Annotated in this window: 25 protein-coding genes and 1 pseudogene; 15 read left to right on the top strand and 11 right to left on the bottom strand. The window is 69.9% G+C overall.

From position 1 onward, the window contains the following. The first annotated feature begins 2 nt into the window (after window positions 1–2). The 5 genes from ACE3TU_RS01090 (at window position 3) to ACE3TU_RS01110 (ending at window position 3,786) form a co-directional block, all read left to right on the top strand. Window positions 3–803 carry an enoyl-CoA hydratase/isomerase family protein gene (locus tag ACE3TU_RS01090; protein ID WP_374619084.1) on the top strand — a complete coding sequence of 267 codons (801 nt, stop codon included), beginning with the start codon at window positions 3–5 and terminating at the stop codon, window positions 801–803. Next, window positions 800–1,816 (top strand): hypothetical protein, encoded by a 1,017-nt coding sequence (locus ACE3TU_RS01095; RefSeq protein WP_374619086.1) that lies wholly within the window; start codon window positions 800–802, stop codon window positions 1,814–1,816. The genes ACE3TU_RS01090 and ACE3TU_RS01095 overlap by 4 nt, the downstream gene beginning before the upstream one ends. 16 nt (window positions 1,817–1,832) lie before the next feature. Next, window positions 1,833–2,663, top strand: a complete 831-nt coding sequence (locus ACE3TU_RS01100; protein WP_374619089.1) for an SMP-30/gluconolactonase/LRE family protein — start codon at window positions 1,833–1,835, stop codon at window positions 2,661–2,663. A 105-nt stretch (window positions 2,664–2,768) separates the two neighbouring features. Next, window positions 2,769–3,098 (top strand): hypothetical protein, encoded by a 330-nt coding sequence (locus ACE3TU_RS01105; RefSeq protein WP_374619091.1) that lies wholly within the window; start codon window positions 2,769–2,771, stop codon window positions 3,096–3,098. Further along, a complete protein-coding gene (locus tag ACE3TU_RS01110; protein WP_374619148.1) occupies window positions 3,082–3,786 on the top strand; it encodes a nucleotidyl transferase AbiEii/AbiGii toxin family protein in 705 nt (234 codons plus the stop codon). The genes ACE3TU_RS01105 and ACE3TU_RS01110 overlap by 17 nt, the downstream gene beginning before the upstream one ends. A 23-nt stretch (window positions 3,787–3,809) precedes the next feature. Here ACE3TU_RS01110 and ACE3TU_RS01115 read toward each other — a convergent pair whose 3' ends face one another. The 7 genes and pseudogenes from ACE3TU_RS01115 to ACE3TU_RS01145 form a co-directional block, all read right to left on the bottom strand. Then, on the bottom strand, window positions 3,810–4,337 hold the full coding sequence (locus tag ACE3TU_RS01115; RefSeq protein WP_374619093.1) for a gamma carbonic anhydrase family protein: 528 nt from the start codon (window positions 4,335–4,337) through the stop codon (window positions 3,810–3,812). Window positions 4,338–4,411: 74 nt separating this feature from the next. Continuing rightward, window positions 4,412–4,816 (bottom strand): annotated as a pseudogene (locus ACE3TU_RS01120) (allophanate hydrolase); the annotation flags it as partial. A gap of 202 nt (window positions 4,817–5,018) precedes the next feature. Continuing rightward, window positions 5,019–6,638, bottom strand: coding sequence for a hypothetical protein (locus ACE3TU_RS01125; protein ID WP_374619096.1), 1,620 nt, complete (start codon window positions 6,636–6,638; stop codon window positions 5,019–5,021). 199 nt (window positions 6,639–6,837) lie between these two features. After that, a complete protein-coding gene (locus tag ACE3TU_RS01130; RefSeq protein ID WP_374619098.1) occupies window positions 6,838–7,290 on the bottom strand; it encodes a group III truncated hemoglobin in 453 nt (150 codons plus the stop codon). Between the two features lie 180 nt (window positions 7,291–7,470). After that, window positions 7,471–8,745, bottom strand: a complete 1,275-nt coding sequence (locus ACE3TU_RS01135; protein WP_374619100.1) for an O-acetylhomoserine aminocarboxypropyltransferase/cysteine synthase family protein — start codon at window positions 8,743–8,745, stop codon at window positions 7,471–7,473. A gap of 115 nt (window positions 8,746–8,860) precedes the next feature. After that, window positions 8,861–9,700, bottom strand: coding sequence for a type II CAAX prenyl endopeptidase Rce1 family protein (locus ACE3TU_RS01140; protein WP_374619103.1), 840 nt, complete (start codon window positions 9,698–9,700; stop codon window positions 8,861–8,863). Continuing rightward, complete coding sequence (locus tag ACE3TU_RS01145; protein ID WP_374619106.1) at window positions 9,697–10,536, bottom strand: DUF6544 family protein; 840 nt, start codon at window positions 10,534–10,536, stop codon at window positions 9,697–9,699. The genes ACE3TU_RS01140 and ACE3TU_RS01145 overlap by 4 nt, the downstream gene beginning before the upstream one ends. Window positions 10,537–10,684: 148 nt before the next feature. On the opposite strand from ACE3TU_RS01145, the gene ACE3TU_RS01150 reads away from it, so the two are divergent. The 8 genes from ACE3TU_RS01150 to ACE3TU_RS01185 all read left to right on the top strand — a co-directional run bounded on the left by ACE3TU_RS01150 (window position 10,685) and on the right by ACE3TU_RS01185 (window position 18,912). Next, window positions 10,685–11,779: an efflux RND transporter periplasmic adaptor subunit gene (locus tag ACE3TU_RS01150; protein ID WP_374619109.1), complete on the top strand. Its 1,095-nt coding sequence runs from the start codon at window positions 10,685–10,687 to the stop codon at window positions 11,777–11,779. Further along, window positions 11,779–12,984, top strand: a complete 1,206-nt coding sequence (locus ACE3TU_RS01155) for an ABC transporter permease (RefSeq protein ID WP_374619112.1) — start codon at window positions 11,779–11,781, stop codon at window positions 12,982–12,984. Before ACE3TU_RS01150 ends, ACE3TU_RS01155 begins: the two co-directional genes overlap by 1 nt. After that, on the top strand, window positions 12,981–13,664 hold the full coding sequence (locus ACE3TU_RS01160) for an ABC transporter ATP-binding protein (protein WP_374619114.1): 684 nt from the start codon (window positions 12,981–12,983) through the stop codon (window positions 13,662–13,664). The genes ACE3TU_RS01155 and ACE3TU_RS01160 overlap by 4 nt, the downstream gene beginning before the upstream one ends. 83 nt (window positions 13,665–13,747) lie before the next feature. Next, entirely contained in the window at window positions 13,748–14,749 is a 1,002-nt protein-coding gene (locus ACE3TU_RS01165; RefSeq protein ID WP_374619117.1) for a 3-oxoacyl-ACP synthase III family protein, read from the top strand. Continuing rightward, window positions 14,749–15,699: an NAD-dependent epimerase/dehydratase family protein gene (locus tag ACE3TU_RS01170; protein ID WP_374619119.1), complete on the top strand. Its 951-nt coding sequence runs from the start codon at window positions 14,749–14,751 to the stop codon at window positions 15,697–15,699. Before ACE3TU_RS01165 ends, ACE3TU_RS01170 begins: the two co-directional genes overlap by 1 nt. Beyond that, on the top strand, window positions 15,696–16,496 hold the full coding sequence (locus tag ACE3TU_RS01175; RefSeq protein ID WP_374619122.1) for an MBL fold metallo-hydrolase: 801 nt from the start codon (window positions 15,696–15,698) through the stop codon (window positions 16,494–16,496). The genes ACE3TU_RS01170 and ACE3TU_RS01175 overlap by 4 nt, the downstream gene beginning before the upstream one ends. Further along, on the top strand, window positions 16,493–17,767 hold the full coding sequence (locus ACE3TU_RS01180) for a F390 synthetase-related protein (protein WP_374619125.1): 1,275 nt from the start codon (window positions 16,493–16,495) through the stop codon (window positions 17,765–17,767). The genes ACE3TU_RS01175 and ACE3TU_RS01180 overlap by 4 nt, the downstream gene beginning before the upstream one ends. Next, a complete protein-coding gene (locus ACE3TU_RS01185; RefSeq protein WP_374619127.1) occupies window positions 17,767–18,912 on the top strand; it encodes a hypothetical protein in 1,146 nt (381 codons plus the stop codon). The genes ACE3TU_RS01180 and ACE3TU_RS01185 overlap by 1 nt, the downstream gene beginning before the upstream one ends. A 7-nt stretch (window positions 18,913–18,919) precedes the next feature. Here the strand turns inward: ACE3TU_RS01185 and ACE3TU_RS01190 are convergent, their stop codons facing one another. From ACE3TU_RS01190 to ACE3TU_RS01205, 4 genes are read right to left on the bottom strand one after another with little or no spacing between them, the layout of a single operon-like run. Then, entirely contained in the window at window positions 18,920–19,900 is a 981-nt protein-coding gene (locus ACE3TU_RS01190; RefSeq protein ID WP_374619129.1) for a Rieske 2Fe-2S domain-containing protein, read from the bottom strand. An 8-nt stretch (window positions 19,901–19,908) separates the two neighbouring features. Next, window positions 19,909–21,015, bottom strand: a complete 1,107-nt coding sequence (locus ACE3TU_RS01195) for a GNAT family N-acetyltransferase (protein WP_374619132.1) — start codon at window positions 21,013–21,015, stop codon at window positions 19,909–19,911. Window positions 21,016–21,018: 3 nt separating this feature from the next. After that, window positions 21,019–23,568 (bottom strand): ABC transporter permease, encoded by a 2,550-nt coding sequence (locus ACE3TU_RS01200; RefSeq protein WP_374619135.1) that lies wholly within the window; start codon window positions 23,566–23,568, stop codon window positions 21,019–21,021. Further along, window positions 23,565–24,263 carry an ABC transporter ATP-binding protein gene (locus tag ACE3TU_RS01205; protein ID WP_374619137.1) on the bottom strand — a complete coding sequence of 233 codons (699 nt, stop codon included), beginning with the start codon at window positions 24,261–24,263 and terminating at the stop codon, window positions 23,565–23,567. The genes ACE3TU_RS01200 and ACE3TU_RS01205 overlap by 4 nt, the downstream gene beginning before the upstream one ends. A gap of 292 nt (window positions 24,264–24,555) precedes the next feature. Here ACE3TU_RS01205 and ACE3TU_RS01210 point away from each other — a divergent pair, with 292 nt between their 5' ends. Together ACE3TU_RS01210 and ACE3TU_RS01215 are read left to right on the top strand one after the other, a co-directional pair. After that, window positions 24,556–25,263, top strand: a complete 708-nt coding sequence (locus ACE3TU_RS01210; protein ID WP_374619140.1) for an ABC transporter ATP-binding protein — start codon at window positions 24,556–24,558, stop codon at window positions 25,261–25,263. Further along, a partial coding sequence (locus tag ACE3TU_RS01215; RefSeq protein WP_374619143.1) for an FtsX-like permease family protein occupies window positions 25,260–26,681 on the top strand: 1,422 nt, incomplete at its 3' end. The genes ACE3TU_RS01210 and ACE3TU_RS01215, both read left to right, overlap by 4 nt.

Below are 26,681 nucleotides of genomic sequence, written 5' to 3' on the forward strand. Positions count from 1 at the left end.
GCATGGCCGCGTTCGAGACGCTGACGGTCGAGCGGCGGGGGCGGGTGGCGCTGGTCACCTTCCGCCGCGCCGATCAGCTCAACGCGATGAACCGGGCGATGCAGGGCGAGATCATCGCGGCGATGGAATCGCTGTCGGCCGATGCCGGGATCGGGGCGATCGTTCTCACCGGCGAGGGCCGGGGCTTCATGGCCGGGGCCGACATCAAGGAATACGCGGCGCAGACCGGGCCGGAATTCGACGCCTTCCAGGAGCGCGGCGCCTGGATGTATCGCAGCGTCGAGGAGAACCGCAAACCGGTGATCGCCGCGGTCAACGGCTTCGCGCTGGGGGGCGGGTTCGAACTGGTGCTGTGCTGCGACCTGGTCGTCGCCGCGGCGGGGGCGAAGCTGGGCCTGCCCGAGATCAAGATCGGGCTGGTGCCGGGCGGCGGCGGGACGCAGCGCAGCGTCGCCAAGCTCGGGCGGAACCGCGCCAACTTCCTGCTGATGACCGGCGCGATCGTGCCGGCGGAGGACTTCGTGGCGAGCGGCCTGGTCAACGAGATCGTGCCGGCCGAGGCGCTGCTCGCGCAAGCGCTGGCGCTGGCCGAGACGATCGCGGCGGAGCCGCCGGCGGCGATCGAGGGGCTGAAGCAGCTGACCGCGATGGCGGCGGCGGGCGAAATGGACAAGGGCCTTGCGGCGGAGCAGGCGCTGGTGACGGCGCTCTATCGCAGCGAGACGGGGCAGGAGCGGGTGCAGGCCTTTGCGCGCAAGAGCGCCGAACGGGCCGCCGCCAAGGCAAAGGGAGGCTCTGCGTGAGCAACGGGGACGGATTCCGCGGGCTGGGCTGGGCGCATGGCGCGCTGACGGTGCAGCGGCACGCCGCGATGCTGGCGCCGGTGACGTTCCTGCTCGCCGACGGCCGGCAGGTGAGCCCGATGCAGGTTTCGCCCTGGGCCGGGGCGCCGGGCACCGAGCACCTGCCGGGGATCCTGCAACGGCTCAGGGGCGAGTGGCCCTGCGTGCCGTTCGGCTATTCGGTCCCCGGCGACGGCGCGCCCGAGCCCTGGGCCAGGCTGATGGAGCCGGCGGCGGCGGATGAAGAGGTGCACGGGCACAGCTCGAACCATAACTGGACCTGGGAGCCGAGCGATGCGGAGAGCCTGAGGCTCTCGATCGACTACCCGCGAGACAACCCGATCGAGCGGCTGGAGCGCACGGTGACGCCCGATCCCAAGGCGCCGGCGGTGGACATCATGCTGACGGTGAAGGCCCGGCGGGACTGCCGGCTGCCGTTCGGCCTCCATCCGACCCTGCGGCTGCCGGCCGCGGCGGGCGGGGCGCGGATCGAGCCGGGCCGGTTCCGCGAGGGTCGGACCTATCCGGGCAGCGTCGAGCCGGGGCGCGAGGTGTTCGCGCTCGACCAGGGCTTCTCCAGCCTCGCCCGGGTGCCGGCGCGGGCCGGCGGCACCACCGATGCCAGCCGCGTGCCGCTGGCGGTGGACACCGAGGAACTGCTGCAGCTCAACGACATCGCCGGCGAGGTGGCGCTGGCCAACGAGGCCGAGGGCTACCGGGTACGGCTCAAGTGGAACCCCGAGCACTTCCCGAGCCTGCTGCTCTGGTACTCGAACCGCGGCCGGCAGGCGGCGCCGTGGAGCGGGCGGCACGTGGCGCTCGGCATGGAACCGATCTGCTCGCCCTTCGGGCTGGGCCCGGCAACGGCGCTGGCCGACAATCCCATCGCGAAAGCGGGGACGCCGACGGCCCGCGCGTTCCGCGCCGGGGAGCTGTTCATAACGCGTTATCGGATCGAGGCGGAGAGCCTCTGAGGCGGAGGAGGCAGGGATGCCAAATGTCCTGAGCAAGACGGCAGCGCGGGTGTTCTTCGACGGCATCTTCACCGAGCCGCGCGTGGCACACCCGGAGGGCGTCGCGGTGCACGCGGACGGATCGGTCTGGTGCGGCACGGAGTGGGGCGACCTGCTGCGGATCGAGGCGGATGGCAGCCGGGTCACCCGCATGGGAACGACCAACGGCTTCGCCCTCGGCATCGCCTTCGACAGCGCCGGCAATTGCTACATCTGCGACCTCAGGCACGCAGCGGTGTTCCGCTACGATGCGGGGCGCGGTGCCGTGGAGAAGTTCGCCAGTTCCGGCATCCTCGTGCCCAACTATCCGGTGGTCGACGAGCAGCGAGGCGTGCTCTACGTCTCCGACAGCCGCGGCAACAACAATATCGGGCCGGGCGTGTTCCGCTACGACCTGAGAACCGGCGAGGGCGGGGTATGGAGCACCTCGCCGATGGACTTCGCCAACGGCATGGCGATGGCGCCGGACGGCCAGGGGCTCTACGTGGTGGAGAGCGACCGCAGCCAGGTCAGCTACGTGCCGATCAACGCCGACGGCTCGGCGGGAGCGGCGCGGGTGGCGGTGAGCGGCGTCGACACCGTGCCGGACGGGCTCGCCTTCGCCCCGGACGGGACACTATACATATCGTGTTATGAACCAAGCCGGATCTATCGTGTCCGGCCCGGTGGCGCGCTCGAGACGCTGATCGAGGACCCGGCGGCGACGGTGATGGCGCACCCGACGAACATCGCGCTCAAGGGCAACACGCTCTACACGGCCAATCTCGGCCGCTGGCACATCACGGCGATCGACCTGGGGGCGGCGTAACGGGGCGTTCGCGGCAGACGGCCGGGAACTCCGGGGGGCCGCGACGAGAGATGGCGCGGACCTGATTGCGTGGATTTGGACCGCCGTTCGGTGTAGTATCGAACAATGGGTGAAGCGGAGCTTTCAGCGGATGTCAGGCATGTCATCGAGGACATGGCGCGCCGCTACCTGTGGTGGGAGTCGATCGCTGCCGATGGACATTCGAGTGATCGGATGCTCGCGCAGATCATGCGTTTCGGTACCTATGACGACATCCGAAAGATGGAATCGATCGTGCGACCGGATGTCCTCGGCCGGGTGATGCGGACGTCCGCCCCGGGATGGTTCGACGATCGCTCGTGGAGCTTCTGGCGCGGTCGACTGCACGTTTCGGGGGAGGCCGACATTCCCGAGCGGCGGCCGCGTCGGACCTTTGCCCATGCCGGCATGCTTTGACCCGAAGTTCGGGGTCCTCCCCCCCGCGCAGCTGGAGACTTGGGAAGCGCTGAGACCCGCCGCACGGCTGGGCTTTGCTCTCTACGACGGCACTGCGATCGCGCTGCACCTGGGGCATCGGCAGTCGGTGGACTTCGATTTCTTCAGCGCAGGTCCCTTGGACAAACAGGCCATCAGGGCGGCCATGCCGTTCATCGCCGACGCTACGCCGATCCAGGACGAGCCCGAGACGCTCGTGGTCTCGGCGAGCGTGCCTTCCGGGGAAGTAAAGGTAGCGTTCTTCGGCAGCATCGGGTTCGGGCGGGTCAATCCCCCCCTGCAGTCGCGGGATGGCGCGATGCTCGTCGCCTCGCTGGACGACCTGATGACAACCAAGCTGAAGGCGATCCTCGATCGGGCGGAAGCGAAGGACTATCTCGACATCGCAGCCATGCTGTCAGCCGGCGCTGATCTGCCCAAGGCGCTCAGCGCTTTCAAGGCGATGTTCCGCGCCGAACCTCGCACGGCCCTGATGGCGCTCGGTTATTACGAGGATGGCGATCTGCCCTCGATTCCGAGACGCGTTCGGGAGGTACTGATCGGCGCGCGCGACCGTGTCAGGGACCTGCCGGAGGTCCGGCTAACTGCTGGATCACTGGTCGTCGAAATCGGTCCCTGCGAGGAAAGCGGCCGGACCGTCACCGGGTGACGCGAGGGAAGCCATCGAGGCGGTCAGCCGATCGGTCGCATGCCGGCGGCGAAGCGGCGGGCATTCTCGACATAGTGGGTGGCGGAGCGCTCGAGGCCGGCGATCTCGGCCTCGGTGAGGGGGCGCACGACCCGGGCGGGCATGCCGACGACGAGGCTGCCATCGGCAATGTCCTTGCCCTCGGTGACCAGCGCATTGGCGCCGACGAGGCAGTTGCGACCGATGCGGGCGCCGTTGAGGATGGTGGCCCCCATGCCGACGAGCGAATTGTCCCCGATGCTGCAGCCATGCAGGATGGCGCGGTGGCCGATGGTGCAGCCGGCGCCGATCGCCAGGGGAAAGCCCATGTCGGTGTGGAGCACGGAAAGCTCCTGGATATTGCTGCCCCGACCGATGGTGATCGGTTCGTTGTCGCCGCGCAGCACGGCGCCGAACCAGATGCCGACCTCCTCCCCGAGGATGACGTCGCCGACGAGAATGGCGGTGTCGGCAACAAAGCAGAAGCCGGCGGGCAGGCGCGGCGTGCGGTCATCGAGGGCAAAGACGGGCATGCGGTCACTCCTTGCCGCCGAGCGGATCACTGCCGGACACCGGCTGTCAATGCGGCCTGCGTCGGTGGGGGCGGTCAGCCGGCCCTTGCCGCGAGATAGGCGCGCCAGCCGCCGAAGCGGGTGATTTCCTCGGCCGTGTCCAGGGCATGCGCCTCGCACAGGAAGCCGGAGACGGCACTGCCGTCATCGAGGGCGATCTTGCCGATGCCGAGGGGCGCCGGAATGCGTGCCACGAAGCGGCCGAAGGCCTCGGCCGGCAGTTGCCAGACCTCGACCTCGACGCCGGGGCCGGCAAAGCCGGGATCGCGACGCAGGCCCGGCTTGGGTGGCGTGGTCCCGGGCAAGGCATAGAGCCGGTAGTCGGGCGCGGTGCGGGCCCGACGGAGAAGGCTGCCACCGGGGCCGGTCAGCTCGTGGTTGAGGGGCAGGCCCGAAAGGTGGGCTCCCACCACGACAATGGGCAGCAGGTCGGCTTGAGGGTCGGCCATGGTCGGCTCCAGGGCAGGAATGGGCGCATCTGTCGCCCCGGACGTCTCCCGCCACGCCTGAGCAGGGCAATTCACATGCCAGCGGCCAATGTGCAATGGCCTGAGCGGCTTGCCGCACAGTCTCGTCGCGCCGCCGCCGCCCGGTGCGGAAAATCCGGGCAGGCTGGCGTGGGAACGGGCAGGCGCCGCGGCGCTAGCGACCCATGAAGCGGCGGCGGGCGATCTGTTCTCCCAAGGTGAGCCAGCGCCGCGCCGGTTCGCCGTCGAGCGCCGCCATGGCGGCAAGAGCCTCGGCCTGCAGGTCCGACAGGCGCGCCACCGGCAGCGTCTGGTGGGCGTCGACCTCCTCGGCGATGTCGACGAAGCGGCGGGCGCGGGCCTCGCCGCCCAGAAGCGGCGCGAGATCGCCAACGATGAACTGCTCCCAGGTGAGGGCGGGATCCCAGGTGAAGCGGGCGAAGGCGAGATAGCTCAGTTCCACCGTGCCGAAATAGTCCGAGGGTTCGCCCCAGACGGTGAGGCCGTCCATGCCGAGCTCGGCGCCACGCGTTGCCATGTCGGCAAAGGTGCGGGCGTTGAGGGCGTAGCGCTCGGTGCGCTCGTCGCCGTTCCACTGGCAGGCAAACTGGCAGCGCAGCACATTGGGCTGGGTGGGGAGGGAAGCGACATAGTCGCGGCGCAACTCGGTCCGCAGGCGCTTCCAGAAGCTCTTGTTGGCGGTGTGCTGGTAGATACCGCCACGCGGCAGGTTCTTCTGCGCCTCGACGGCGACCGGATCGAGCAGGTTGTCCCACTGCATCTCGCAATAGATCCAGAGGTCGGGGCGCTTCGCCTTGGCCGCCCGATAGAGGCGCGGGAAGTTGGTCGCCATGTCGGTATGGGACCAGCTGTCGCCGTGCGCATCCTTGCGGCGGGCCGCCTCGGCGTCGTTCCGGCGGCGGGCGACGCATTTCTCGCAGCCGCAGACGCCGTAGTCGCCGCTCTCGATATTGATGCCGCCGATCTCGAAGGTTTCGGCGAGCCAGCTCACCGCCTCCTCCATCCAGTCCATGGTCTCGGGGGCGCTGGGGCAGGCGGTGACGGTGAAGTCGGAATGCGGGAAGTTGAGCGGGAAGGCGAGGTCGGCGAGCTGGAAGCCGATGTCCTTTTCCATCCTGGCGGCATGCTGCGGGTTGGCGTCGAGCCAGGTCTTGAGGTTGTAGCGATGCTTGCCCTCCCAGTAGACGCCGCCATAGGCGCCGATGGCAATGCCGGGGCAGATGCGCACGCCGCGCTCGTTGGCGTAGCGGCAGAGTTCCTGGGCCGCCTCGATGCCGCCGTGCGTGTCGCGCAGGAAGCCGTAGATGACAATCGCGGCGATGCGGTTCCTCGAGCAGAAATCGACGAGGCGCCGATAGTCGGCCAGAAAGCCCGAGGGTGGCTTCTGGAACGGATTGAAGACACCGATCTCCTGCTGGCCGATCTGGGAGAGCTCCCAGTTGGTCGAATGATCCCAGGTCCAGAAGGTGCGGTAGGCAAGGCCCGGCCGGCCGGTGACCGGGGTCGCGAAGGCGGCCGGGTCGAGGCCGGTGGCGCTGCGCGTGATCGCTTCCTCGGCGCCGTAGATGACGCCGGAGAAGGGGCCGCCGGCGATCTCGATGGCGGCGCCGCTGGCGGCGATGCGGTACTCGCCCTCGGCCAGCGCCGGATCGAGGCGAAGGGTGATGGCGACGTCGCCGCCCACCTCGACAAAGCTCGCGCCGGGCAGCGACTCGCGCAGCCGGCGGGCGGCATGGCGATGGGTTTCGGCCCCGGAAATGGAAATGGTCGGCATGGTTCCCTCGTGTCGCGGAGCCGGTTTGCTCTCTCTTCCTCAACGGCCTCCCGCCCGGTCACATCTGCACCCCCCACCCCTCTCCCCCGCCCGCAAGGGAGGAGACAAGGGGCGAGGGCTTGTGAATGCCAAAGCGGTGCCTCCCGCCAAGTGAAGCAGCGCGACGCGGCGCGGGCAACCCGACCGAAGGTCGCGCCGGTCAGGGGGCACGCAGGATGTCGATCCGGGTCGAATCCTCGCCGCGGCTGATGGCGAGGCCGAGGCGGAAGCTGTGGGCGACCCGTTCGGCACGATCGACAAACAGCGCGGCGGTCTCGGTGGAGCAGAGTTCGGTGACGGTTGCGCGGAACAGCCCGAGCCAGCGGGCGAAATGGGCGTCGGTCAGCTCACGCAGCGCCAGGTGCCTGGGCATCGGCCGGCCGGAATAGCGACCGGTGCCGAGCAGCATCGAGGACCAGAAGTCGGCAATGGTGGCGAGATGCTCGGGCCAGTCGGGGCCGGCGATGACGCGGTTGAACACCGGGCCGATGACATCGTCGGCGCGGGCGCGGGCATAGAACAGGTCGACCACCGCGCGCACCAGGGCCTCGTCGAGATCGGCGGGGATCAGGCGGCCGGTGGGGTGCAGGCGGGTGCCGGTGGGGGAGGTCATGAGAGGCCACGTTTCTGGCGCGACGCGCCGGAGCTTTGTCCCTTCTCCCCCCGAGCGAGAAGGTGCCCGAAGGGCGAAAGAGGGACACACTTCACCACCGCGCACCCCTCATCCGGCGCTTCGCGCCACCTTCTCCCGCAAGGGGAGAAGGTGAACCGGAGAGCCATTGGGCACTTGCCGTCAGCCCGCCTTGGCGAGGGCCTGCTCGACGTCGGCGATGATGTCGTCGATGTGCTCGATGCCGACCGAGATGCGGACCATGTCCTCGGAGACGCCGGCCCTCTTCAGCTCCTCGGGGCCGAGCTGGCGATGCGTGGTCGAGGCCGGGTGGCAGGCCAGCGACTTGGCATCGCCGATATTGACCAGCCGGAAGATCATCTGCAGCGCGTCGATGAACTGGCCACCGGCGGCGGCACCGCCCTTGATGCCGAAGCTGATGATGCCGGAGGCCTTGCCCCTGGCGATCTTCTTGGCCGTGGCGTTGTACTTGCTGTCGGGCAGCCCGGCATAGTTCACCCAAGTGACCTTGGGGTGCCGGGCGAGCCAGGCGGCGAGCTTTTCGGCGTTCTCGCAGTGGCGCTCCATCCTGAGGCCCAGGGTCTCGAGGCCCATGAGGAAGAGGAAGGCATTGTGCGGGGAGAGCGCCGCGCCGGTATTCCTGAGCGGCACGACGCGGGCGCGGCCGATGAAGGCGGCCGGCCCCAGCGCCTCGGTATAGACGACGCCGTGGTAGGAGGGATCGGGCTCGTTGAGCAGCGGGAAGCGCTCCTTGTTGGCCTTCCAGTCGAACTTGCCGCTATCGATGATGATGCCGCCGATCGAGTTGCCGTGGCCGCCGATATACTTGGTGAGGGCGTGCACGACGATGTCGGCGCCGAAATCGATCGGGCGGCAGAGGTAGGGGGTCGCCACGGTGTTGTCGACGATCAGCGGCACGCCGTGCTTGTGGGCGATCCTGGCGAGGCGCTCGATGTCGACGACATTGCCGGCCGGATTGCCGATCGACTCGCAGAACACGGCCTTGGTGTTCCTGTCGATGAGCTTCTCGAGCCCGTCGAAATCGCCCTGATCGGCGAGGCGGACCTCGATGCCCTGGCGCGGGAAGGTGTGGACGAACAGGTTGTAGGTGCCGCCATAGAGCTGGCTGACCGAGACGATGTTGTCGCCGGCCGAGGCGATGGTCTGGATGGCGTAGGTGATCGCCGCCATGCCCGAGGCGAGCGCGAGGCCGGCGATGCCGCCCTCCATCTCGGCGACGCGGGCTTCGAGCACCGCGGTCGTGGGGTTCATGATGCGGGTGTAGATGTTGCCGGGGACCGCGAGATTGAACAGGTCCGCGCCGTGCTGGGTGTTGTCGAAGGTGTAGGAGGTCGTCTGGTAGATGGGGACGGCCGCCGCCTTGGTGGTTGCCTCCGGGGTATAGCCGTGATGGAGCGCGATGGTTTCGAGCTTCATGTTGTTGTTCCTTTCAAGCAGCGCCGGACTCTCCCAGCCGGGCGAGCTGCAATGGCTAGCACGCCGGCACCTGTTCCGGATGGGGCAGAGGTAAACCCGCTTTTCGCCGCGGCGGCTAGTGTTGAAATGTCATTTCGGGCCGCCTCTGCTCGAAGTCGCGGCGTCGGGAGACGATCAGCGCAATCGCGATCAGCCACAGCAGCGTCGCACCGATCGCCGCCGCAGCGAGCCCGCTCGGTCCCTCGGCGCCGGCCGTCGGCGCGAGGATGGCGCTGGCGGTGACGCTGAAATGGTAGAGGACGGCGGCGAGCAGGCTGCCGCCGGTCCGCTTCCACAGCCAGGTCATGATGATCGAGTGGGCGGTGAGCACGTAGGGGCCGTTGACGAGGAAGGCGAGCCAGAACCAGTCGCCATAGCCCTTGAGGCCGACGAAATCGGCCGGCAGGTGCCAGACGCCCCAGATCAGCCCGATGACCAGGGCGGCGGGGAGCAGCCCGAGCCGCGCCGCCAGTCGCGGCAGCAGCAGGCCGCGCCAGCCGATTTCCTCCCCCAGCGCCGCCATCAGCGGCCAGAGGAGCGCCATCAGCAGCAAAGCCGGGTCGGCCCATTTGAGCGGGCCGACGAGGACGGACTGGAGCAGGGCCGACAGGAGCGCGACCGCCGGCACGAGCAGCAGCGCCATCGCATAGATCGATGGCGCGAAACGCCCGTCCCGCAGCGGCTGCAACAAGGTGGCGAGACCGCGGCGGCCGGCCTGCCGATAGGTCACGGCGAGCGCTGCGAGCGAGGGTGCGAAGCCGCCGAGCAGGGCGGTGACGATGAAGGCGGGGCTGATCACCAGGCCGCCCGGCGGCATGGCGACGACCCAGTAGCCCCAGAGCAGCCAGGCCCAGCCGAAGGTGAGCAGCAGGAAGAGCGGCACGATCGGCCGCCGGGTCGCCGATGCGGGCGTCATTTCTGTCCTCCGTCGTACTGAAGCGACGTGATGTCGATCTCGATATAGGTGAGGTCGCCGCCGGGAAGCCGCCACACGGCGCTTCCCTTGACCGGCAGTTGCAGGCCCGCGAAGCTGCCGTAGGCAGCCATCGGTGTCTCCCAGGTCTCGATACTCCGCGTCCCGGTATTGTAGCGCCGGGCGCGGAAGTTGGTCAGGCGCCCCTGCGGATCGACGAAGAAGGTCGCGGTGGCCTCGAGGCCGCGGTCGGACAGGGTGGCGACGAAGGAGTCGGGCCCGTCCGCCTCGATGCGCACGGCAGGACCGAGCAGCGCCGCGGGAAACCAGACCATCTCGTTGAGATAGCGCATCAGACCGGCTTCGCGCAGCTCCTCGCCGCGCTCGTCGGCCATCGGAAACAGCGCCAGGAGCTTGATGAGGATGGAGCCCTCCCCCTCCAGATAGGCGTCTCGGCCGAGGGCGATGGGGAGCGCCGCCTTCGGCAGCCAGGTGCGCCAGAGGAAGGCGGGCGGGCTGACGGAATAGACCTCCTCGGCCTCGAGGGCCATCCAGTCGGCCTCGCTGCTGGCGCGGATGCGGCCCGACTGGGTGAGCCGGACGGTCCGCGGGATCGCTCGGCCGATGACTCCGGCATGAGTGAAATAGCGCCGGGCCGGCTCGGGGAGACCGGCCAGCATGACGGCAGTGACGACCGGTCCGGGGGCAGTGTCGGCCGCCGCCAGCAGCCGGTCGATGTCGCTGGTGATCTCGGCCGAAAGCCGCAGGTAGGCGCCGACGAGCACCACTGCCCCGGCGACAACCAGGACGGCAAGGATGGTCAGGAGCAGCTTGAACATCGCGACGCCTCCAGCGCCGCGCACAATGGCCGCCACGATCGCCGCACGCGTTGATCTCCGTCAAGGCCGCGGCACGACCCCCTGTCGATGATCCGGGCGCATCGCCGCTTCGTAGAGTGACGGTGAAATCATGGTGTTGGGGGCAGTCATGGCGCGGACCGGAGCGGCGGCGTTGCGGTCGAAGCGGTCGAGGTTCTGGCCGGTCGTGCTTGTCCTCGCGGTCCTCGCGACCGGGGCGTGGGCCGGATATACCCGCCCCTGGGAAGTGCGGCCGAAGTCGGTCGCGGTGGAAGTGCTGGCAAGCGCGCCGGCCAGCCGGGTGCTGGCGGTCAACGGGCGCATCGTGCCGGGGAGGTCGATCGATGTCCGCCCGACGGTCGGCGGGCAGTTGCTGTCGCTGGGCAAGGAGGAGGGCGATCCGGTGGCGGCCGGGGACGTGCTCGCCACCATCGATGACGCCCAGCAGCAGGCGGCGGTGCAGCAGGCCAGCGCCGCGCTCGATGCGGCGCTGGCGCAGCGGGGCCAGGCACAGCTCGATTTCGACCGGGCCGAGAGCCTGGGGGACACCATTTCGCGCAAGGCGGCCGAGGATGCGCGCCTCGGGCTCGAAACGGCGACGCGGGACGCCGAACGGCTCGGGGCGGCGCGAGACCAGGCGCAGAGCCGGCTCAAGGAATACGTCATCACCGCGCCGTTCGCCGGCACCGTGCTGGCCCGCGGCGTCGACCCGGGGCAGGTGGTCGACAGCGCGAGCGTGATCTACCAGATCGCCGATCTGAGCCAGCTGCAGGTCGAGGCCACGGTGGACGAACTCTATGCCGCCGAAATCCGGCGTGGGCTGAAGGCCCGCCTGCAGCCCACTGGGTTCAACCGGACCATAGAGTCCGAGGTGACGTTCGTGTCGCCATCGGTCGACAGTTCAACGGGTGGACGCAAGCTGCGGATCCCGGTGCCGACGGCCGCCGACCTGTCGCTGCCGGTGGGGCTGACGGTCACCACCAACATCGTGGTCGAGGAGCTGGACGACGCCCTGACGGTGCCGCGGGCGGCGATTTCGGACCAGCGTGGCCGGCCGTTCGTCCGGGTCATCGTGGCAGGCAAGGCGGAACGTCGGGATGTCGAGTTCGTCGACTGGCCGGCGGGGCGGGTGATCGTCACCGGAGGCCTCGCGGCCGGCGACACCGTTATCCTCGATCCGACCCAGGTCGCCGACGGGGCCCTGGTGGTCGCCAGGGCACCCTGATGAGCTACGGCCTGAAGATCGCCTGGCGCTACCTGACCGCCAACCGGGCACAGACGGTGCTGTTGGTGCTGGGCGTCGCGGTCGGCGTGTTCGTGTTCGTGTTCATGAGCGCGCTGATCGGAGGCCTCGCGGTGTTCCTGATCGATCGCACCGTGGGCAGCGTCGCCCATATCAGCATCGCCCCCAGCGAGCGCAATCCCTACGGGCTCTACGGCGACGCCCCGTCCGTGCTCCTGGCGACGCAGGCCTCCAACGAGCAGCGGCCGCAGATCCGTGGCGCGGCGGCCTTCGTGCCGATGCTGCGGGCCATGCCGATGGTCACGGTGGTCGCCGAAGAGGTCACCGGCAACGGCTTCCTCGTCAAGGGCGAGGCGCTCGAACCGGTCAATGTCACCGGCATGGAACCCGACCAGATATCGGCCATCGCCAATATCGAGCGGGGGCTGGTGGCGGGGAGCACCGAGCTCAACCTGTCGACGATCCTCGTGGGCAAGGGGCTGGCCGAAGCCCTGGGGCTGGGGGTCGGCCAGACGGTGCGCATCCGCTCCGATCGCGGCAACGAGGCGAACATGACGGTGGGGGGCATCTTCGCCCTCGGCATAGCCAGCCTCGACGATCGCGCCGCCTATGTGTCGATCCGGGCAGCCAAGGTGCTGTTCGCTCTGCCCGAAGGCATTTCGCGCATCGAGATCAAGCTCAAGGACCTGCAGCAGGCGCCGCAAGTCGCCCGGCAGATCGCGGCGGGAACCGGGCTCGATGCAACGCCATGGACGGAGACCAACCAGCAATTGCTCGACGGGCTGTCGGCGCAGCGGCGCTCGGGCGACCTGATCAAGGGCTTTGCGCTCGTCACCATCGTGATCGGCGTGGCAAGCGCGCTGCTGCTCTCGACCTACCGGCGACGTTCGGAGATCGGCATCATGCGCGCGATGGGCGCCTCGCGCAGCTTCGTGGTGCTGGTGTTCGTCGCGCAGGGGGCACTGATCGGGCTCCTCGGCGGGCTGATCGGGGCCGGTCTCGGCTACCTGGCGCTTTCGCCCTTCCCGCTTCCCGAGCTGGCCCCCTCCGGCGGGTTTCCGATCGATATCCGGCAGGGCGCGTACGACTCGGCGATCCTGCTGACCACGATCGGAGCGATCCTCGCCTCGATCTGGCCGGCGCGCAGCGCGGCCAGGGTCGACCCCGTCACGGTGATCGGGCAATGAGCGCGCCATTGATCGAGGTGCAGCAGCTGGTCAAGCGCTTCGAGGAGGGCGAGGCGGCGGTCACCGTGCTCAAGGGGCTCGACCTGTCGATCGGGACGCACGAACTGGTGGCCCTGCTCGGCCCGTCGGGCTCGGGCAAATCGACGCTGCTGACCATCCTCGGCACGCTGATGCAGCCGAGCAGCGGCAGCTACCGCATGCTGGGGCTGGAACTGGCCGGAGCCAACGACCGCGCCCTCACCGAGTTCCGCAACAGCCATATCGGCTTCGTGTTCCAGTTCCATCACCTGCTGCCGGATTTCACCGCGCTCGAGAACGTGGTGTTTCCGGCGGCTGCCCGGCGCGGCCGCGAGGCGGCGGCGGATCGGCGGCGGGGGGCGGAACTGCTCGAGCGGGTCGGGCTGGCCGATCGCATCCACTTTCCGGCAACCAAGCTCTCGGGCGGGCAGAAGCAGCGCGTTGCCATCGCCCGGGCGTTGATGAACCGGCCCGAGCTGGTGCTGGCGGACGAACCGACGGGCAATCTCGACCGCGAAAGCGCGTCCTACGTCATGGATCTCATCACCGAGATCAACCGCGAGGAGGCGACGAGCTTCCTGATCTCGACCCATGACGAGCACATCGCGGCCCGCTGCAAGCGGCAGATCCGCATGGTGGACGGACTGGTCGAGTCCGGCTGAGGCAGGGGTCGCCGCTTCACCGCTTCACCTCGACCTCGGATTGGTGGCAACTAGGCAGGGGGGCGAAGCGAGTCGGAGGTTCCGTGGTCTCGACGTTTCGGCCGATGCGGATCGAGGGGACCGGGGTGGCGCTGCCGGAGACGGTGCGGCTCAGTTCGGAAATCGATCGCCAACTGGGCCTGCCGGACGGCTGGCTGTTTCGGCGCACGGGCGTGTTCAGCCGGCGTGTCGCGGACGACGAGGACCAGGTGGACCTCGCAGTGAGGGCAGCGGCCGCGGCGCTCGAGGATGCGGGGTGCGGAGCGAGCGAACTCGATCTGGTGCTGTTCGCGGCGGCCGTCCCCTACCAGACCATCCCGGCGACGGCTCCGCTGATCCAGCGGCGACTGGGTGTCGCCGAAGGGGCCGCGGCGGCCTTCGACATCAATTCGACCTGCCTCAGTTTCCTGTCGGCGGTCGACGTGCTGGCTTCGCTGCTCGGCAGTGGGCGCTACCGGCGCGGGCTGGTGGTGTCCGCCGAGATCGCCTCGCGGGCGCTGCCCTGGGAAACGGCGCCGGCAACCGCCGGACTGTTCGGGGATGGCGCCGCGGCGGCGGTGCTGTCGGCCGGCTCCGGCGGCGCCGGGGTGGTGGCGGCCGCAATGGAGACCTATCCGTCGGGCTATGAGGCCTGCCGGCTCGGGGCGGGCGGCACGCGCTACGATTTCGCCCACGATCCTGAGGACTTTGCGCGCAATGCCATGTTCGAGATGGAGGGAGAGGCGCTGTTCCGGCTGACGCTGCGGGTGTTTCCGGGGTTTCTCGACCGCCTGCTGGGACAGGCCGGCTGGCGCCGCGCCGATGTCGAGCTCGTGGTGCCGCACCAGGCGAGCCCCGGGGCACTGGCGCACCTGGCGCGCAAGTCCGGCTTCGGCCGAGCCGTGGTCATCGACATCATGCGCGAGCACGGCAACCAGATCGCCGCCTCGCTGCCCTCGGCGCTGCACGCGGCGCGGCAGTCCGGCCGCATGCCGCCCGGAACGCGGGTGCTGATGCTGGGGACCAGCGCCGGGGTGTCGCTCGGCGGACTGGCGCTGGTGAGCTGATGCGGGTGGTGGTGAGCGGAGCGACGGGCTTCCTCGGCGGACATCTCGCCCGCCGGCTGCTCGCCGAGGGTCACGAGGTGATCGGCCTCGGGCGCGATGCGGCAGCGGGGCAGCGGCTCGTTGCCGACGGCGTGCGCTTTCAGCCGATCGACCTCGCGCTGTCCGACGCCCTGCCCGGCGAGGCGGCCGAGGGCTTCGTCCACGCCGCGGCGCTCTCCTCGAACTGGGGGTCGCGCGAGGCGTTCCATGCGGCCAACGTCACCGGTACGGCGCATGCGCTGGCGCTGGCCCGCCGGCTCGGCGTGCGCCGCTTCGTGCATATCTCCTCGCCCAGCGTCGGCTTCCGCTTCGCCGACCAGCTGGGGGTGACCGAGGAGGTTCCGCTGCCGCGTCCGGTCAACGCCTATGCCCGGAGCAAGGCCCAGGCGGAGAGCCTGGTGCTCTCGGCCGGCGACCTGTCGCCGGTGGTGCTCAGGCCGCGGGGCCTGTTCGGACCGGGCGACCGGGCGCTGCTGCCGCGCCTGGTGCGGGCGGCACGCAGCGGACCGCTGCCGCTGCTCAGGGGGGGCGAGGCCGTCACCGACCTTACCCACGCCGAGGACGGCGTCAGTGCCATTGCTGCCGCCCTCCTTGCCGGGCCGCAGGTCGCAGGCCGCGTCTACAACATCTCCGGCGGCGAGCCGCTGCCGGTGCGGCGGATCGCGGAACTGGCGGCGGCACGCGCCGGGGTATCGGTCAGGTGGCGCGCGGTGCCGGTCGGGCTGGCGCTGCTGGCCGCGCGGGCGCTGGAAACGCGGGCGCTGCTGACGCCGGGCCGGCCGGAGCCGGTGGTCACGGCCTATTCGGTCGGCGTCATGGCCTACAGCCAGACCCTTGACATCTCGCGGGCGGCACGGGAGCTGGGCTGGCGGCCGCGGATCGGCGTCGCGGCGGGGATCGCGGCATCATGAGCTGGCCGGAGTTCCACAACAGCGCGGTGATCCGTGCGCCCGAGCGGCTGGTGCTGAGGCGGGGTCGCTGGCAGCGCATCGCCATCGGGGTGCGCTACGGCCTGATGCTCGACCCGGCCGGCCGGCCGGTGCTTATCGATACCGGCTATGGGCCGCGGGCGACCGAAATGCCGGGGCGGAGCGCGATGCTCAGGTTCTACGGCAGGGTGCTGGGGCCGCAACTGGTGCGGGAGGAGCTGCCGCTGGCGGTACTGGCGCGGCACGGCTACGGCGCCGGGGACGTGGCGCAGATCGTGCTGACGCATTTCCATCCCGATCACGTGGCGGCCCTGCGGGATTTCCCCGCGGCCCGGATCCTCGCGAGCGGCGCGGCCTGGCGGCGGATCGCGGCGATGCGCCGGCACCAGCAGTTGCGGCACGCGGTGTTCGCCGAACTGCTGCCGCCCGACCTCGCGGCCCGGCTCGATCCGCTCGAGGAGCGGCCCGAGGTTGCGGCGCCGCTCGGCCTCGGGACCGGGCGCGATGTCTTCGGTGACGGCAATTGCATCGCGATCGAGCTGCCCGGGCATGCGCTGGGGCATTTCGGCCTCGTCTGGCCGAAGCGCGAGCGGCCGCTCCTTTACGCGGTCGACACGCAGTGGCTGAGCGCGGCGGTGCTCGAGGAGCGGCTGCCGCGCGGGGCGGCCCGGCTCGTCTATGCCGATGAGGACCGCATGCGGGAGAGCGCGGCGAGGGTGCGGCGGTTCGCCGAAGCGGGCGGCGAGGTGCTGTTCTGCCACGAGCGGGTGCAGGCGTGAGCGCGCTTGCCGACCGGCTGGCGCCGTGGCGGTTTGTCGCCGCCTACCTGCGGACCCGGTGGCTGGCGCGGCGGCTGCGGACGCGGGACGACGTCATGGCCTGGCAAGCCGGCCGACTTGCGTCCTGGCAGCGGCGGGTGCTGGCGCGGGTGCCATTCTACCGCGAGCGGGCGGAGGGCCCGTTCGATGCCCTGCCGGTGACCGACAAGGCGATGGTGATGGCCGACTTCGCCGCCTTCAATCGTGCCGGGGTGACGGCGGAGGCCGGCTGGGCGGCCTTCTCCGGCTCGGGACGGGTGGGGCGGCACATCGTTGGCGCCAGCACCGGCACGAGCGGCAATCGCGGGTTGTTCGTGATCTCGGAGGCGGAGCGCTGGGAGTGGCTGGGGGTGATCGTCGCCAAGACGCTCGGCCGGCTGACGAGGGCGCGGGTGGCGCTGATCCTGCCGCTCAATACCCGGCTCTACGATGCGGCAGGGCGGAGCGGCTTCATCACGCTGCGTTTCTTCGATCTCAACCGGGGCCTCGACGCCATCGCCGGCGAGGTCGCCGATTTCGCCCCGGACAGCGTGATCGCACCGCCCAAAGTGCTGCGACACCTGGTCGAGACGGGCGTTGCGATCCGCCCCAGGCGGGTGTTCTCGGGGGCCGAAGTACTCGATCCGCTCGACCGGGAGGTGATCGAGCGGGGCTTCGGCGTGACGGTGCGCGAAATCTACATGGCGACCGAGGGCCTCTTCGGCGTCGCCTGTGCGCACGGCACGCTGCACCTGTGCGAGGATGCGGTGAAGTTCGAGTTCGAACCGGTGGCCGGGAGCGAACTGGTGGTGCCGCTCGTCACCGATTTCACGCGCACCACGCAGGCCATGGCGCGTTATCGCATGAACGACCTGCTGCGGCTCTCCTCCGAGCCTTGCGCCTGCGGATCGCCGCTGCAGGCCGTTGCGGCCATCGAGGGGCGGCGGGACGACATGCTGATCCTCGCGGGGACCACCGGGGAGGTCGTGGTGACGCCGGATGTGCTGCGCAATGCCATTGTCGATGCGGATCGGCGCATCGGCGATTTCCGGCTGGTGCAGACGGGACCGGGGGAACTCGAGTTGACTCTGCTCGAGGCCGTGCCGGTCGCGGCGGCGGAAGCGGCGCAGCAGGCGCTCACCCGTCTCTTCGGGCGGCTGGGCGCGCCGGTGGCGCTGCGGCTGGCACGGGTTGCGGCGTTTGCGGTCACCGCGCGCAAGCTGCGCCGGGTGGAACGACGGGTGCGGGACTGATGGCGACGGTGCTGCTCACCGGGGCAAGGGCGCCGGTGGCGCTGCATCTGGCACGGCTGTTCGACGCGGCCGGGCATGCGGTGGTGCTGGCCGATTCGACCCGCCATCCGGTCGCTGCGGCGACACGGATGAAGCGGGCCTACCGGCGCCTGCCGGCGCCGCGGCGCAACCTCGCCGCCTATGCCGAGGCGGTCGCGGGCCTGGTGGCCGCCGAAGGCGTCGACCTCGTGGTGCCGACCTGCGAGGAGGTGTTCTTCCTGGCGGCGGCGCGGGATCTCCGGGGCCACGCCATCCCGCTGTTTGCGCCGGATTTCGCCACCCTCGCTGCGGCGCATCACAAGGGACGCTTTGCGGCGGAGGCCGCGGACATGGCAGGGGGACCGCCGGAGACCGAGACCGTCACCTCGGCGGCCGCGCTGCGGGCGCTGGGTTATCAGCGCGAGCGGGTGCTGAAGCCCGCCTGGTCGCGCTTTGCCTCGCGCGTGCTGGTGCGGCCGACGCCCGAGGAGGCCGCGGCGGTGGTGCCGCTGCCGAGCGATCCGTGGGTGGTGCAGCGCTATCTGCCGGGCGAGGAAATCTGCGGCTATGGCGTGGCGGTGGGCGGGTTGCTGCTTGCCTTCTCGGCCTATCGGCCACGCTACCGGGCCGGGACCGGCGCCGGCATAGCCTTCGAGCCGGTGGCGGACAGCGCGGCACAGCGCTTTGCCGCCGAATATGCGCGCCGGACCGGCTGGACCGGCCAGGTCTCGTTCGACTTTCGCCGCGACGCGGCAGGGGCGCTGCATGCGATCGAGTGCAATCCGCGGGCGGTGAGCGGGGTGCACTTCTTCCGCCCCGAAGACGGACTGGTCGCGGCGATGCTCGCCGGCCGCCCGGCGGTGCCGACCGAGCGGCGGACGCTCGCGGCGCCGCTCGCCATGCTGAGCTATGGCGCGGCGGAGGCGCTGCGCCGCCGCGCCGTGCGTGCGTGGTGGCGGGAGCTGCGCGGCATGGCCGACCTCTTCGCCTTCCCGGGTGACCGGGGGTTCGTCGTGCCACAGGTGCTGGCGCTCGCCGAGATCGCCGGCATTGCCCTGAGGTCGGGCAAGAGCTTGCAGCAGGCGGCGACCGACGACATCGAGTGGAACGGCGAGCCGCTGGCATAGCCAGCCCTCAGAGCGAGATGAGATGGCGGGCCGGCGTGTCGGCGACGCTCGGCCGGCGACCGGCGAGGATGGCGTCGATATGCGGGCGCATGATGTCGAGCGGGCCGGACATCTGCCGGATGTCGGCAAACTGCTGCCGGCGACGATGGGCCGCCGAGAGAATGCGCTGGTCCTGATCGACGGCGAGGCGGAAGAGGGGGAAGAACAGCGCCGCCTTGAGATAACCGAGACCGAGGCGGCTCGGCCCGGACAGCACGGCGACGCCGCGGACCGTGTCGGGCTCGGCCTGGCGCAGGTGAAAGGTGGTGACGAGGTGCGGGCCGCGCGGGCCGCGGAACTCGAGCTCGACGATGCCCGGCGCGATGAAGCGGCCGATACTGTCGGCCCGCTCGCCCTCGAGCAGGCGGCTGACCAGTCCCTCCTGCCGCGGTTCCCCGACATAGCGGGCCTCGACCCAGCCATCGCCGCCGGTCACGCTCACTTCGACGGTGTGCCGACGGGGGCTGAGGCCGCGCAGCACGCCTTTGTGGGTGAAGTGGGTATGGGTGGCATCGAGGATGTTCTCGGCCACCTCTGCAAGGGTGGAGGTGACGCGGTTCTCGAGCCTGAGCGCGGCCGTGCCGGGACCCGAGAGGGCCCCGACATAGGGGGTCCCGGGATCCTTGGCGGTGGTGACGAAGAGGAGGCCGTCGCGTTCGAGCACCTGGTGGGAGGGCACGAAGGCGCGCGGCAGTTCGCCGATGAGGCCAGGCATGGCGCGGCAGCGGCCATTGCCGTCGAAGCGCCAGCCGTGATAGGGGCACTCGATATCGCCGTCGACCACGCGACCGCCGGACAGCGGCGCCGAGCGGTGCGGGCACCTGTCGGTCAGCGCCCGCACTCCGGCGGGGGTGCGGAAGAGCACCATCGGCAGGCCGTCGAGAGTGACCGGCAGCGGCCGTCGCCCGAGCGCCGAGGCGCGTCCGACGGCGATCCACTTCGAAACCATGCGGGCACTCACAGCGCGAATCTCCTGAGCACGGGAATGCCGACGGATTCGAGAATGCCGCGGATCGCCGCGATGGCAAGCCGGCGTCGGAACGGCAGGTGGGCAGCGTAGACGGCGGTGAACTCGAGGGCGGCGACGGCGCCGCGGTTGCGCTTGAAGCCGGCGGCGCCGGCACTCATGTTGAACAGCCGGCGCCGCTCCCGCGCCCGCGCGAGGCCGATGGCCATCAGCCGCCGGTAGAGCCCGACGGCGACGGGGAGGGCGGTGTCGTAGCCAACGATCGGGGCCGTCATCACCTCGCCTTGCTCGAACAAGCCGATGACGGCATCCAGCTGGCCCGCGGCATTGCGCAGGCCATGAAACGCGATCAGCCCCTGCTCGTGCACGCCGCCGATGAAACGGGCGGTGTAGGCGGGGTTGAGCGGCGTGTAGCGGTCGAGGTAGAGCCGCGCATAGAGGTCCGAGATTCGCCGGTAGTCCGCCGTGCCGATCTCCTCGGGGGCGATGGCGCGGTAGTCGGGAGCAGCGAGCAGGGCGCGGTCACGCTTCTCGTCGCGGTGCAGCGGCGGCGGCGCACCGCGGCAATCGAAGAGGTAGACCTGCCGGGCCGGGAGCAACTGGTAGCCCGCCGCACGAAAGGTGGCGAGCACCGGCGCATCGCTCACGGCGTTGAGCGAGCGCCAGACCACGGCGTGGTCGGGGAAGCGGGCGGTGAGGCCGGCGGTGATGCGGGAGAGCTCTGCTTCCTCCAGCACCGGCAGCGGATTGGTGGCCAGCAGCCAGTTGTTGGGCTGCACCTGCCGGTCGAGGCCGCTCGAGGTCAGCAGCGGTCGCGCCATGCCGAGCAGGGCGTGGAGCGCGACACGGAGCCCCGGCCGGGCGGAGAAGTGGCGCAGCTCGGCCTGCGCATAGTCGAGATAAGCCACCGACGGGCAGCAGAGATAGCAGGTGGGCTCCCGGCCGTGATTGCAGCTGAGCGGCAGCGGACCGGCCGCGGTGTCGACGAGCGTCAGCTCGGTCTTGAGGTTGGCGATCAGGCTGCCGTCGGCAAGGCCGGTGGCGAGACCGGCCAGCGCCGCGGCGGGCGGGGCAGGCGCGCCGTCCCCGGCAGCCATGGATCAGTTCTCGCGCAGGTACCGGGCCGGCCGCATGGAGAGGGCCCGCCAGGTGGTCGCCGCACCGGTCGCAACGGTCAGCACGATGGCCCCCAGGATCACCGAGCCGATCAGCCCGGGATCGACGGAAAAGCCCACTTCCAGCGCGTTGCGGGTGATCAGCCAGGCCCCGACCATGCCGACGCCGGTCGCGATGGCCGCGGCGAAGGCGCCGAGCAGGCTGTACTCGATGGCGAAGACCGCGACGACGTTGGGCCGGGTGGCACCGAGCACCTTGTAGACCACGGCATCGGCCTCGCGCTGCTTGCGACCGGCCGCCATGGTGCCGGCCAGCACCAGGATACCGTTCAGCACGGCAAGCCCGCCGACGATGTTCACTGCCGTGCCGAGCTGGGCGAGGATATCGACTGCCTGGTTGAGGGCGTCGCCGATCGGGATCAGGTTGATCTCCGGGAACTGCCGGACCAGCAGGCGTTCGAGGGTCTTCTCGTCGCCCTCGCGCGCCTTGATGGTGCCGAGGAAATCGGTGGCGAAGTCCTCGACGGCACCGGGCGAGAAGGTCACCATGAAGTTGATGCCGTTCTGCCACTGGTACTCGCGGAAATTGGCGATGGTCGCGACGAAAGGCTCGCCGAACAGGTCGAAGGTGATGGTATCGCCGACCTTGACCCCCAGCTCGTCCTTCATCGTGGTGCGCAGCGAGATCAGCGGCGGGCCGTCATAATCGGTAGGCCACCAGGCTCCGTCGACGACGGTGGTGCCGGCGGGCAGATCGCTGAGCCAGGTGAGCGGGATGTCGCCGCTCAACAGGAAGGCGGCCTCGCCCGGCGGGTTCCTGATGGCGCTCGCGGCAACGCCGTTGACCTCGGTGACGGCGCCGCGCAGCATCGGGCTCGATTTGAAGTCGACCATTTCGGGGACGGTGCCGACCATGCCGGCGAGAGTTGCCACCTCGTCCTCGAACAGGTCGGTCGCAACGAAAGTGGGCGCGTCGCGGCTGACGGCGCCGAGCAGCTGGCTGTGCAGGTTGGCATTGAGCAGCGCGATCACCAGCAGCATGGCGAGGCCGAGGCCGAGCGACATGATGACCACCGCGGCGGACGAACCCGGCCGGTGGATGTTGCGCAGCGCCTGGCGCAGGGCCGGGATCGGCAAAACCGGGGTGACGCGCAGAATCTGCTGCAGCAGCCAGCCGGCCCCGCGCAGGAGCAGGAACGCAACCACGGCCCCGACGCCGTAATAGGTGACGAGCATCGCATCGCGGGTGGTGAAAACGGCCAGCGCGACGATGCCGGCGATGGCGAGGAGCAGCGGCAGCAGGACCAGCGGCCGCAGCATCTGCGCCCAGGGCGCGTTCGGCATGGTCGAGCCCAGCGAGCGGAACAGCGTCGTGGGCTTGACCTTCTGGGCCCGGACCAGCGGCAGGTACGAGAAGGCTAAGCCGGCGAGGATGCCGAAGCCCGCGGCGGTGAGCAGCGGTATCGGCTCGACGATCGGCGGCAGGTTGACGCCGAGCGCCTGGCCCAGGATCGGCAGCGCCACCAGCGACGAGATTGCCCCGAGCGCCACGCCGATGAGGACCCCGATGCCGATCAGCACCGCGACCTGGGAGAGGAAATGCACCATGACCCGCGCGCCGGTGGCCCCCATGCTGCGCAGCGTGGCGATCGAACGCTGCCGTTCCCCGATATAGGCGGTGACGCCGTTGGAGACGCCGACGCCGCCGACCAGCAGCGAGGACAGACCGATGATCAGCAGGAAACGGGCGAACATGTCGTAGTGGCGGGCGAGATTGCCGGCGGCTTCACGCGGCGAGCGCACCTTCCAGTTCTCGTCATTGCCGAACTGCGCAGCGATGGCCGCGGCGGCCTGCTCGTAGTCCATCGTGTCGAGGACGATCTTGTAGCGGTGCTGGGTAAGCAGGCCCGGCATGGGCGGCCTGAGATCGCCCATCTTCGACAGCGCCTCGGTCGAGACCAGCGTGGTCAGCCCGAGGTGGAAGCCGCGGACCGCCCCGTCGGGAAGCGAGGCAAGGATGCCGCGAGCCTCGAGCGGGATGCCGCCGATCTCGAAGCGGTCGCCCAGTTCGATACCGAGCCGGTCGAGCATGACGATGTCGACGATGGCCCCGTAGGCGCCGTCCTGTTCTCCGAGCAGCACGCCGGGCCTGGCGCCGGCAGCGAGGTTGGAGGCGGAGACCTGGCCGAGCAGGGGGTAGTTGTCGGCGACGGCCAGCAGGTCGGCGAAGGCGGACTCCTCGCCGACCGCGGCGCGGGCGTTGGAATCGACGACATGGGTCACGGTTCCGAGGCTTTCGAGGAAGGCCAGTTCCGCCGGCGTTGCGTCGCGGTCGGGGCGCGCCGCCTCGAGGTCGCCGCCCATCAGCATGGTGGCGTCGCGCTCGACGGCGAGCTTGAGGCTGGCGCCCACCGAGCCGACCGCGGCGATGGCACCGGTGCCGAGCGCGAGGCAGGCGATCAGGATGCCGAAGCGCCTCAGGTCGCCGCGCAGGTCGGTCAGGCCGACCCGGATCCAGCCCAGAAGACGGCTCACGCGCCGGCCTTTGCGTCGGAAGCCAGCCGGCCGTGGTTCATGACCAGCTTGCGATCGGCCCGCTCGGCGAGGGAGCGGTCATGGGTGATGAGCAGCACTGCGGTGGACTGGCGACGGGCCATGTCGAACATCAGTTCGATGACGCGGGCGCCGGTATCCTGGTCGAGATTGCCGGTGGGCTCGTCGGCCAGCAGCAGGCGGGGGCTGTTGACCATGGCGCGGGCGAGGCCGACGCGCTGCTGCTCGCCGCCCGACAGAGCGCTCGGCAAATGGTCGAGGCGGTCGGCGAGCCCGACTTCGGAGAGGGCGGCGGCGGCGGCATCGCGGATCTGGCGGAAGCTCTGCCCGGTCTCGGCGATCTCGAGGGTCAGGCTGACATTCTCGAGCGCGGTCAGCGAGGGGATCAGGTGGAAGTTCTGGAACAGGATGCCGAGGTTCTTGCGCCGGAAGATGGCCAGCTGGTCCTCGTCGAGCCTCGAGATGTCCTGGCCGGCCACCACCACCGTGCCGCTGCTGGCACGCTCGAGGCCGCCCAGCACCATGAGCAGCGAGGTCTTGCCGCTGCCCGATGGCCCGACCGTCGCCACCACCTCGCCGGGGTTCACCGTGAGATTGATGTCCTTGAGGATGTGGAGCGGCACCTTGCCCGAGGTCAGGTGCAGGTTGGTGTCCTTGGTCTCGATCACGGGCGGCATCGGCATTCCTGATTGCGGCAACTCGCCGAAACCGGCGGCCTCTGGCGGAGCGGGCGCGACGTTCTCGCGCGTCAACTGTGCGAGCCTCATAGGGGCAAGTGCGGGGTTGGACAAGACAAGTTGTCGTTGGTGGTATACGTGCCGCCGGCCGTGGGGTTCCGACCCGATGTTTGACACCGATCAAAGGACATCACGGAAGGGGTCTTTAGGGAGTGTGGCTGGAGGTCGCGATGGGACTGAGGCTGCGGGTGGAAAATGGCAGGGACATGGCCGCCGGGCCGGGAGCGCCGGGATGAGCGATGCCGCCTTTCGGACATTGCAGCTCACCAAGACCTATGGCGAGGGCGAGACGGCGGTGCAGGCGCTGCGCGGCACCGACCTGGTGCTGCCCAAGGGCGAGTTCACCACGATCCTCGGCCATTCGGGATCGGGCAAGTCGACGCTGCTCAATATCCTCGGCGGCCTCGACCGCGCCAGTTCGGGACAGGCCTGGTTCGAAGAGCATGAACTGACCGCCCTCGGGGAGGCCGGGCTGACGCGCTACCGGCGCGATCATGTCGGCTTCGTCTTCCAGTTCTACAATCTCGTGCCCAGCCTGACGGCGGTCGAGAACGTGGCGCTGGTGACCGAGATCGCCAGCAATCCGATGCGGCCCGAGGAGGCTCTGGCCCGGGTGGGCCTGTCGGCCCGGGCGCAGCACTTTCCGGCACAGCTCTCGGGCGGCGAGCAGCAGCGCGTGGCGATCGCCCGCGCCATCGCCAAGCGCCCGCAGGTGCTGCTCTGCGACGAGCCGACCGGGGCGCTCGACAGCAAGACCGGCATCACGGTGCTCGAGGCCCTCAGCGAGGTGAACGCCGAGTTCGGCACGACCACGGTGGTGATCACTCACAATGCCGTGATCCAGAAGATCTCGAACCGGGTGCTGACCATGGCGGACGGCCGGATCGTCGGGGAAACGGTCAACGCCGAACGGCTGAGGCCCTCGGAGGTCTCCTGGTGAGGGCGCTCGACATCAAGCTCGGACGCGACCTGGTTCGCCTGTGGGCGCAGGGGCTGGCCATCGCGCTCGTCGCCGCCGCCGGGGTGATGACTCTGCTGCTCGGGGTGGGGACCCTGCGCTCGCTCGGGGAGACGCAGCAGGCCTACTACGAGCGCTATCGCTTTGCCGACGTGTTCGCCTCCGCCACCCGTATCCCGCCGAGGGCGATCGAAGCGATCGCGGCGATAGACGGGGTGGCGACGGTGGAGGGGCGGATCGAGCGCCAGGTCATTCTCGACATCGCCGGGATGGACGAACCGGCCAATGGGCTGGTGCTGTCGATTCCCGATATCGGACGCGCGCAACTCAACGACCTGCATCTGGTCGAAGGGCGGTTCCCCGAACTCGGCCATGACCACGAGGTGGTGATTTCGCAGCCGTTCGCCGAAGCGCAACGGCTGGGGCCGGGCGGACGCCTGACCGCCATCATGAACGGTGCCGCGCAACGGCTGACGGTGACCGGCATCGTGCTGTCGCCCGAGTATGTCTATTCGATCGGGCCGGGCGACATGATGCCCGACAACAGACGCTTCGGCGTCATCTGGATGCCGCGATCGGAACTGGCCGCCATCTACGGCATGCGCAGCGACGTCAACGCGCTGAGCCTCAGGCTGATGCGCGGGGCGGACGAGCGGCGCGTGATCGCGGCGATCGACGAGCGGCTCAAGCCCTATGGCGGTTCCGGTGCCTATGGCCGCAGCCAGCAGATCTCGCACCAGTTTCTCAGTTCCGAGCTGACCCAGCTGGAGGCGATGAGCTACGTGCTGCCGCCGATCTTCCTCGGCGTCGCGGCGTTTCTCGTCAACATGACACTGGGACGCCTCGTGCAGCTCGAGCGCGAGCAGATCGGACTGTTCAAGGCGCTCGGCTACGGCTCGGTCAGCATCGCCTGGCACTACGTCAAGCTGTCGCTGCTGATCGTGGCGATCGGGGTGGTGATCGGCTGGGGTATCGGCGCCTGGCTCGGCCGGCAGATGGCCGGGCTCTACGCCGAGTTCTACAAGTTCCCGTTCCTGCTGTTCGACGAGCGGCCGGATGTCTTCGCGATCTCGGCGCTGGCAGCGCTGGTCGCGGCGGGACTGGGCAGCGCGCAGGCCGTCGCCTCGACGGTGCGGCTGCCTCCCGCGGTGGCGATGGCCCCGCCAGTGCCGCCGGTCTACATGCGCTCGGTGCTCGATGCCATCGGCCTGATGCGCCTGTTGCCGATGGCCCTGACCATGGCACTGCGCAACATCATGCGTCGGCCGCTGCGATCCGCACTGACCACGCTGGGCATCGCGCTGGCCGGTGCGCTGCTCGTCGCCGGGCTCTTCGCCGAGGATTCGATCGACTTCATGATCGATGCCACTTTCTACAAGGCGGAGCGTCAGCAGGCGAGC

The organism is Devosia sp. (assembly GCF_041917035.1).
Lineage (GTDB): Bacteria > Pseudomonadota > Alphaproteobacteria > Rhizobiales > Devosiaceae > Devosia_A.

What these genes read in the sequence shown, in the direction of transcription:
- ACE3TU_RS01090 (WP_374619084.1), top strand. Translation starts at nt 3, where the DNA reads ATGGCCGCGTTCGAGACGCTGACGGTCGAGCGGCGGGGGCGGGTGGCG.
- ACE3TU_RS01100 (WP_374619089.1), top strand. Translation starts at nt 1,833, where the DNA reads ATGCCAAATGTCCTGAGCAAGACGGCAGCGCGGGTGTTCTTCGACGGC.
- ACE3TU_RS01105 (WP_374619091.1), top strand. Translation starts at nt 2,769, where the DNA reads ATGGGTGAAGCGGAGCTTTCAGCGGATGTCAGGCATGTCATCGAGGAC.
- ACE3TU_RS01110 (WP_374619148.1), top strand. Translation starts at nt 3,082, where the DNA reads ATGCCGGCATGCTTTGACCCGAAGTTCGGGGTCCTCCCCCCCGCGCAG.
- ACE3TU_RS01115 (WP_374619093.1), bottom strand. Translation starts at nt 4,337, where the DNA reads ATGCCCGTCTTTGCCCTCGATGACCGCACGCCGCGCCTGCCCGCCGGC.
- ACE3TU_RS01125 (WP_374619096.1), bottom strand. Translation starts at nt 6,638, where the DNA reads ATGCCGACCATTTCCATTTCCGGGGCCGAAACCCATCGCCATGCCGCC.
- ACE3TU_RS01130 (WP_374619098.1), bottom strand. Translation starts at nt 7,290, where the DNA reads ATGACCTCCCCCACCGGCACCCGCCTGCACCCCACCGGCCGCCTGATC.
- ACE3TU_RS01135 (WP_374619100.1), bottom strand. Translation starts at nt 8,745, where the DNA reads ATGAAGCTCGAAACCATCGCGCTCCATCACGGCTATACCCCGGAGGCA.
- ACE3TU_RS01140 (WP_374619103.1), bottom strand. Translation starts at nt 9,700, where the DNA reads ATGACGCCCGCATCGGCGACCCGGCGGCCGATCGTGCCGCTCTTCCTG.
- ACE3TU_RS01145 (WP_374619106.1), bottom strand. Translation starts at nt 10,536, where the DNA reads ATGTTCAAGCTGCTCCTGACCATCCTTGCCGTCCTGGTTGTCGCCGGG.
- ACE3TU_RS01150 (WP_374619109.1), top strand. Translation starts at nt 10,685, where the DNA reads ATGGCGCGGACCGGAGCGGCGGCGTTGCGGTCGAAGCGGTCGAGGTTC.
- ACE3TU_RS01155 (WP_374619112.1), top strand. Translation starts at nt 11,779, where the DNA reads ATGAGCTACGGCCTGAAGATCGCCTGGCGCTACCTGACCGCCAACCGG.
- ACE3TU_RS01160 (WP_374619114.1), top strand. Translation starts at nt 12,981, where the DNA reads ATGAGCGCGCCATTGATCGAGGTGCAGCAGCTGGTCAAGCGCTTCGAG.
- ACE3TU_RS01170 (WP_374619119.1), top strand. Translation starts at nt 14,749, where the DNA reads ATGCGGGTGGTGGTGAGCGGAGCGACGGGCTTCCTCGGCGGACATCTC.
- ACE3TU_RS01175 (WP_374619122.1), top strand. Translation starts at nt 15,696, where the DNA reads ATGAGCTGGCCGGAGTTCCACAACAGCGCGGTGATCCGTGCGCCCGAG.
- ACE3TU_RS01185 (WP_374619127.1), top strand. Translation starts at nt 17,767, where the DNA reads ATGGCGACGGTGCTGCTCACCGGGGCAAGGGCGCCGGTGGCGCTGCAT.
- ACE3TU_RS01190 (WP_374619129.1), bottom strand. Translation starts at nt 19,900, where the DNA reads ATGGTTTCGAAGTGGATCGCCGTCGGACGCGCCTCGGCGCTCGGGCGA.
- ACE3TU_RS01195 (WP_374619132.1), bottom strand. Translation starts at nt 21,015, where the DNA reads ATGGCTGCCGGGGACGGCGCGCCTGCCCCGCCCGCCGCGGCGCTGGCC.
- ACE3TU_RS01205 (WP_374619137.1), bottom strand. Translation starts at nt 24,263, where the DNA reads ATGCCGCCCGTGATCGAGACCAAGGACACCAACCTGCACCTGACCTCG.
- ACE3TU_RS01210 (WP_374619140.1), top strand. Translation starts at nt 24,556, where the DNA reads ATGAGCGATGCCGCCTTTCGGACATTGCAGCTCACCAAGACCTATGGC.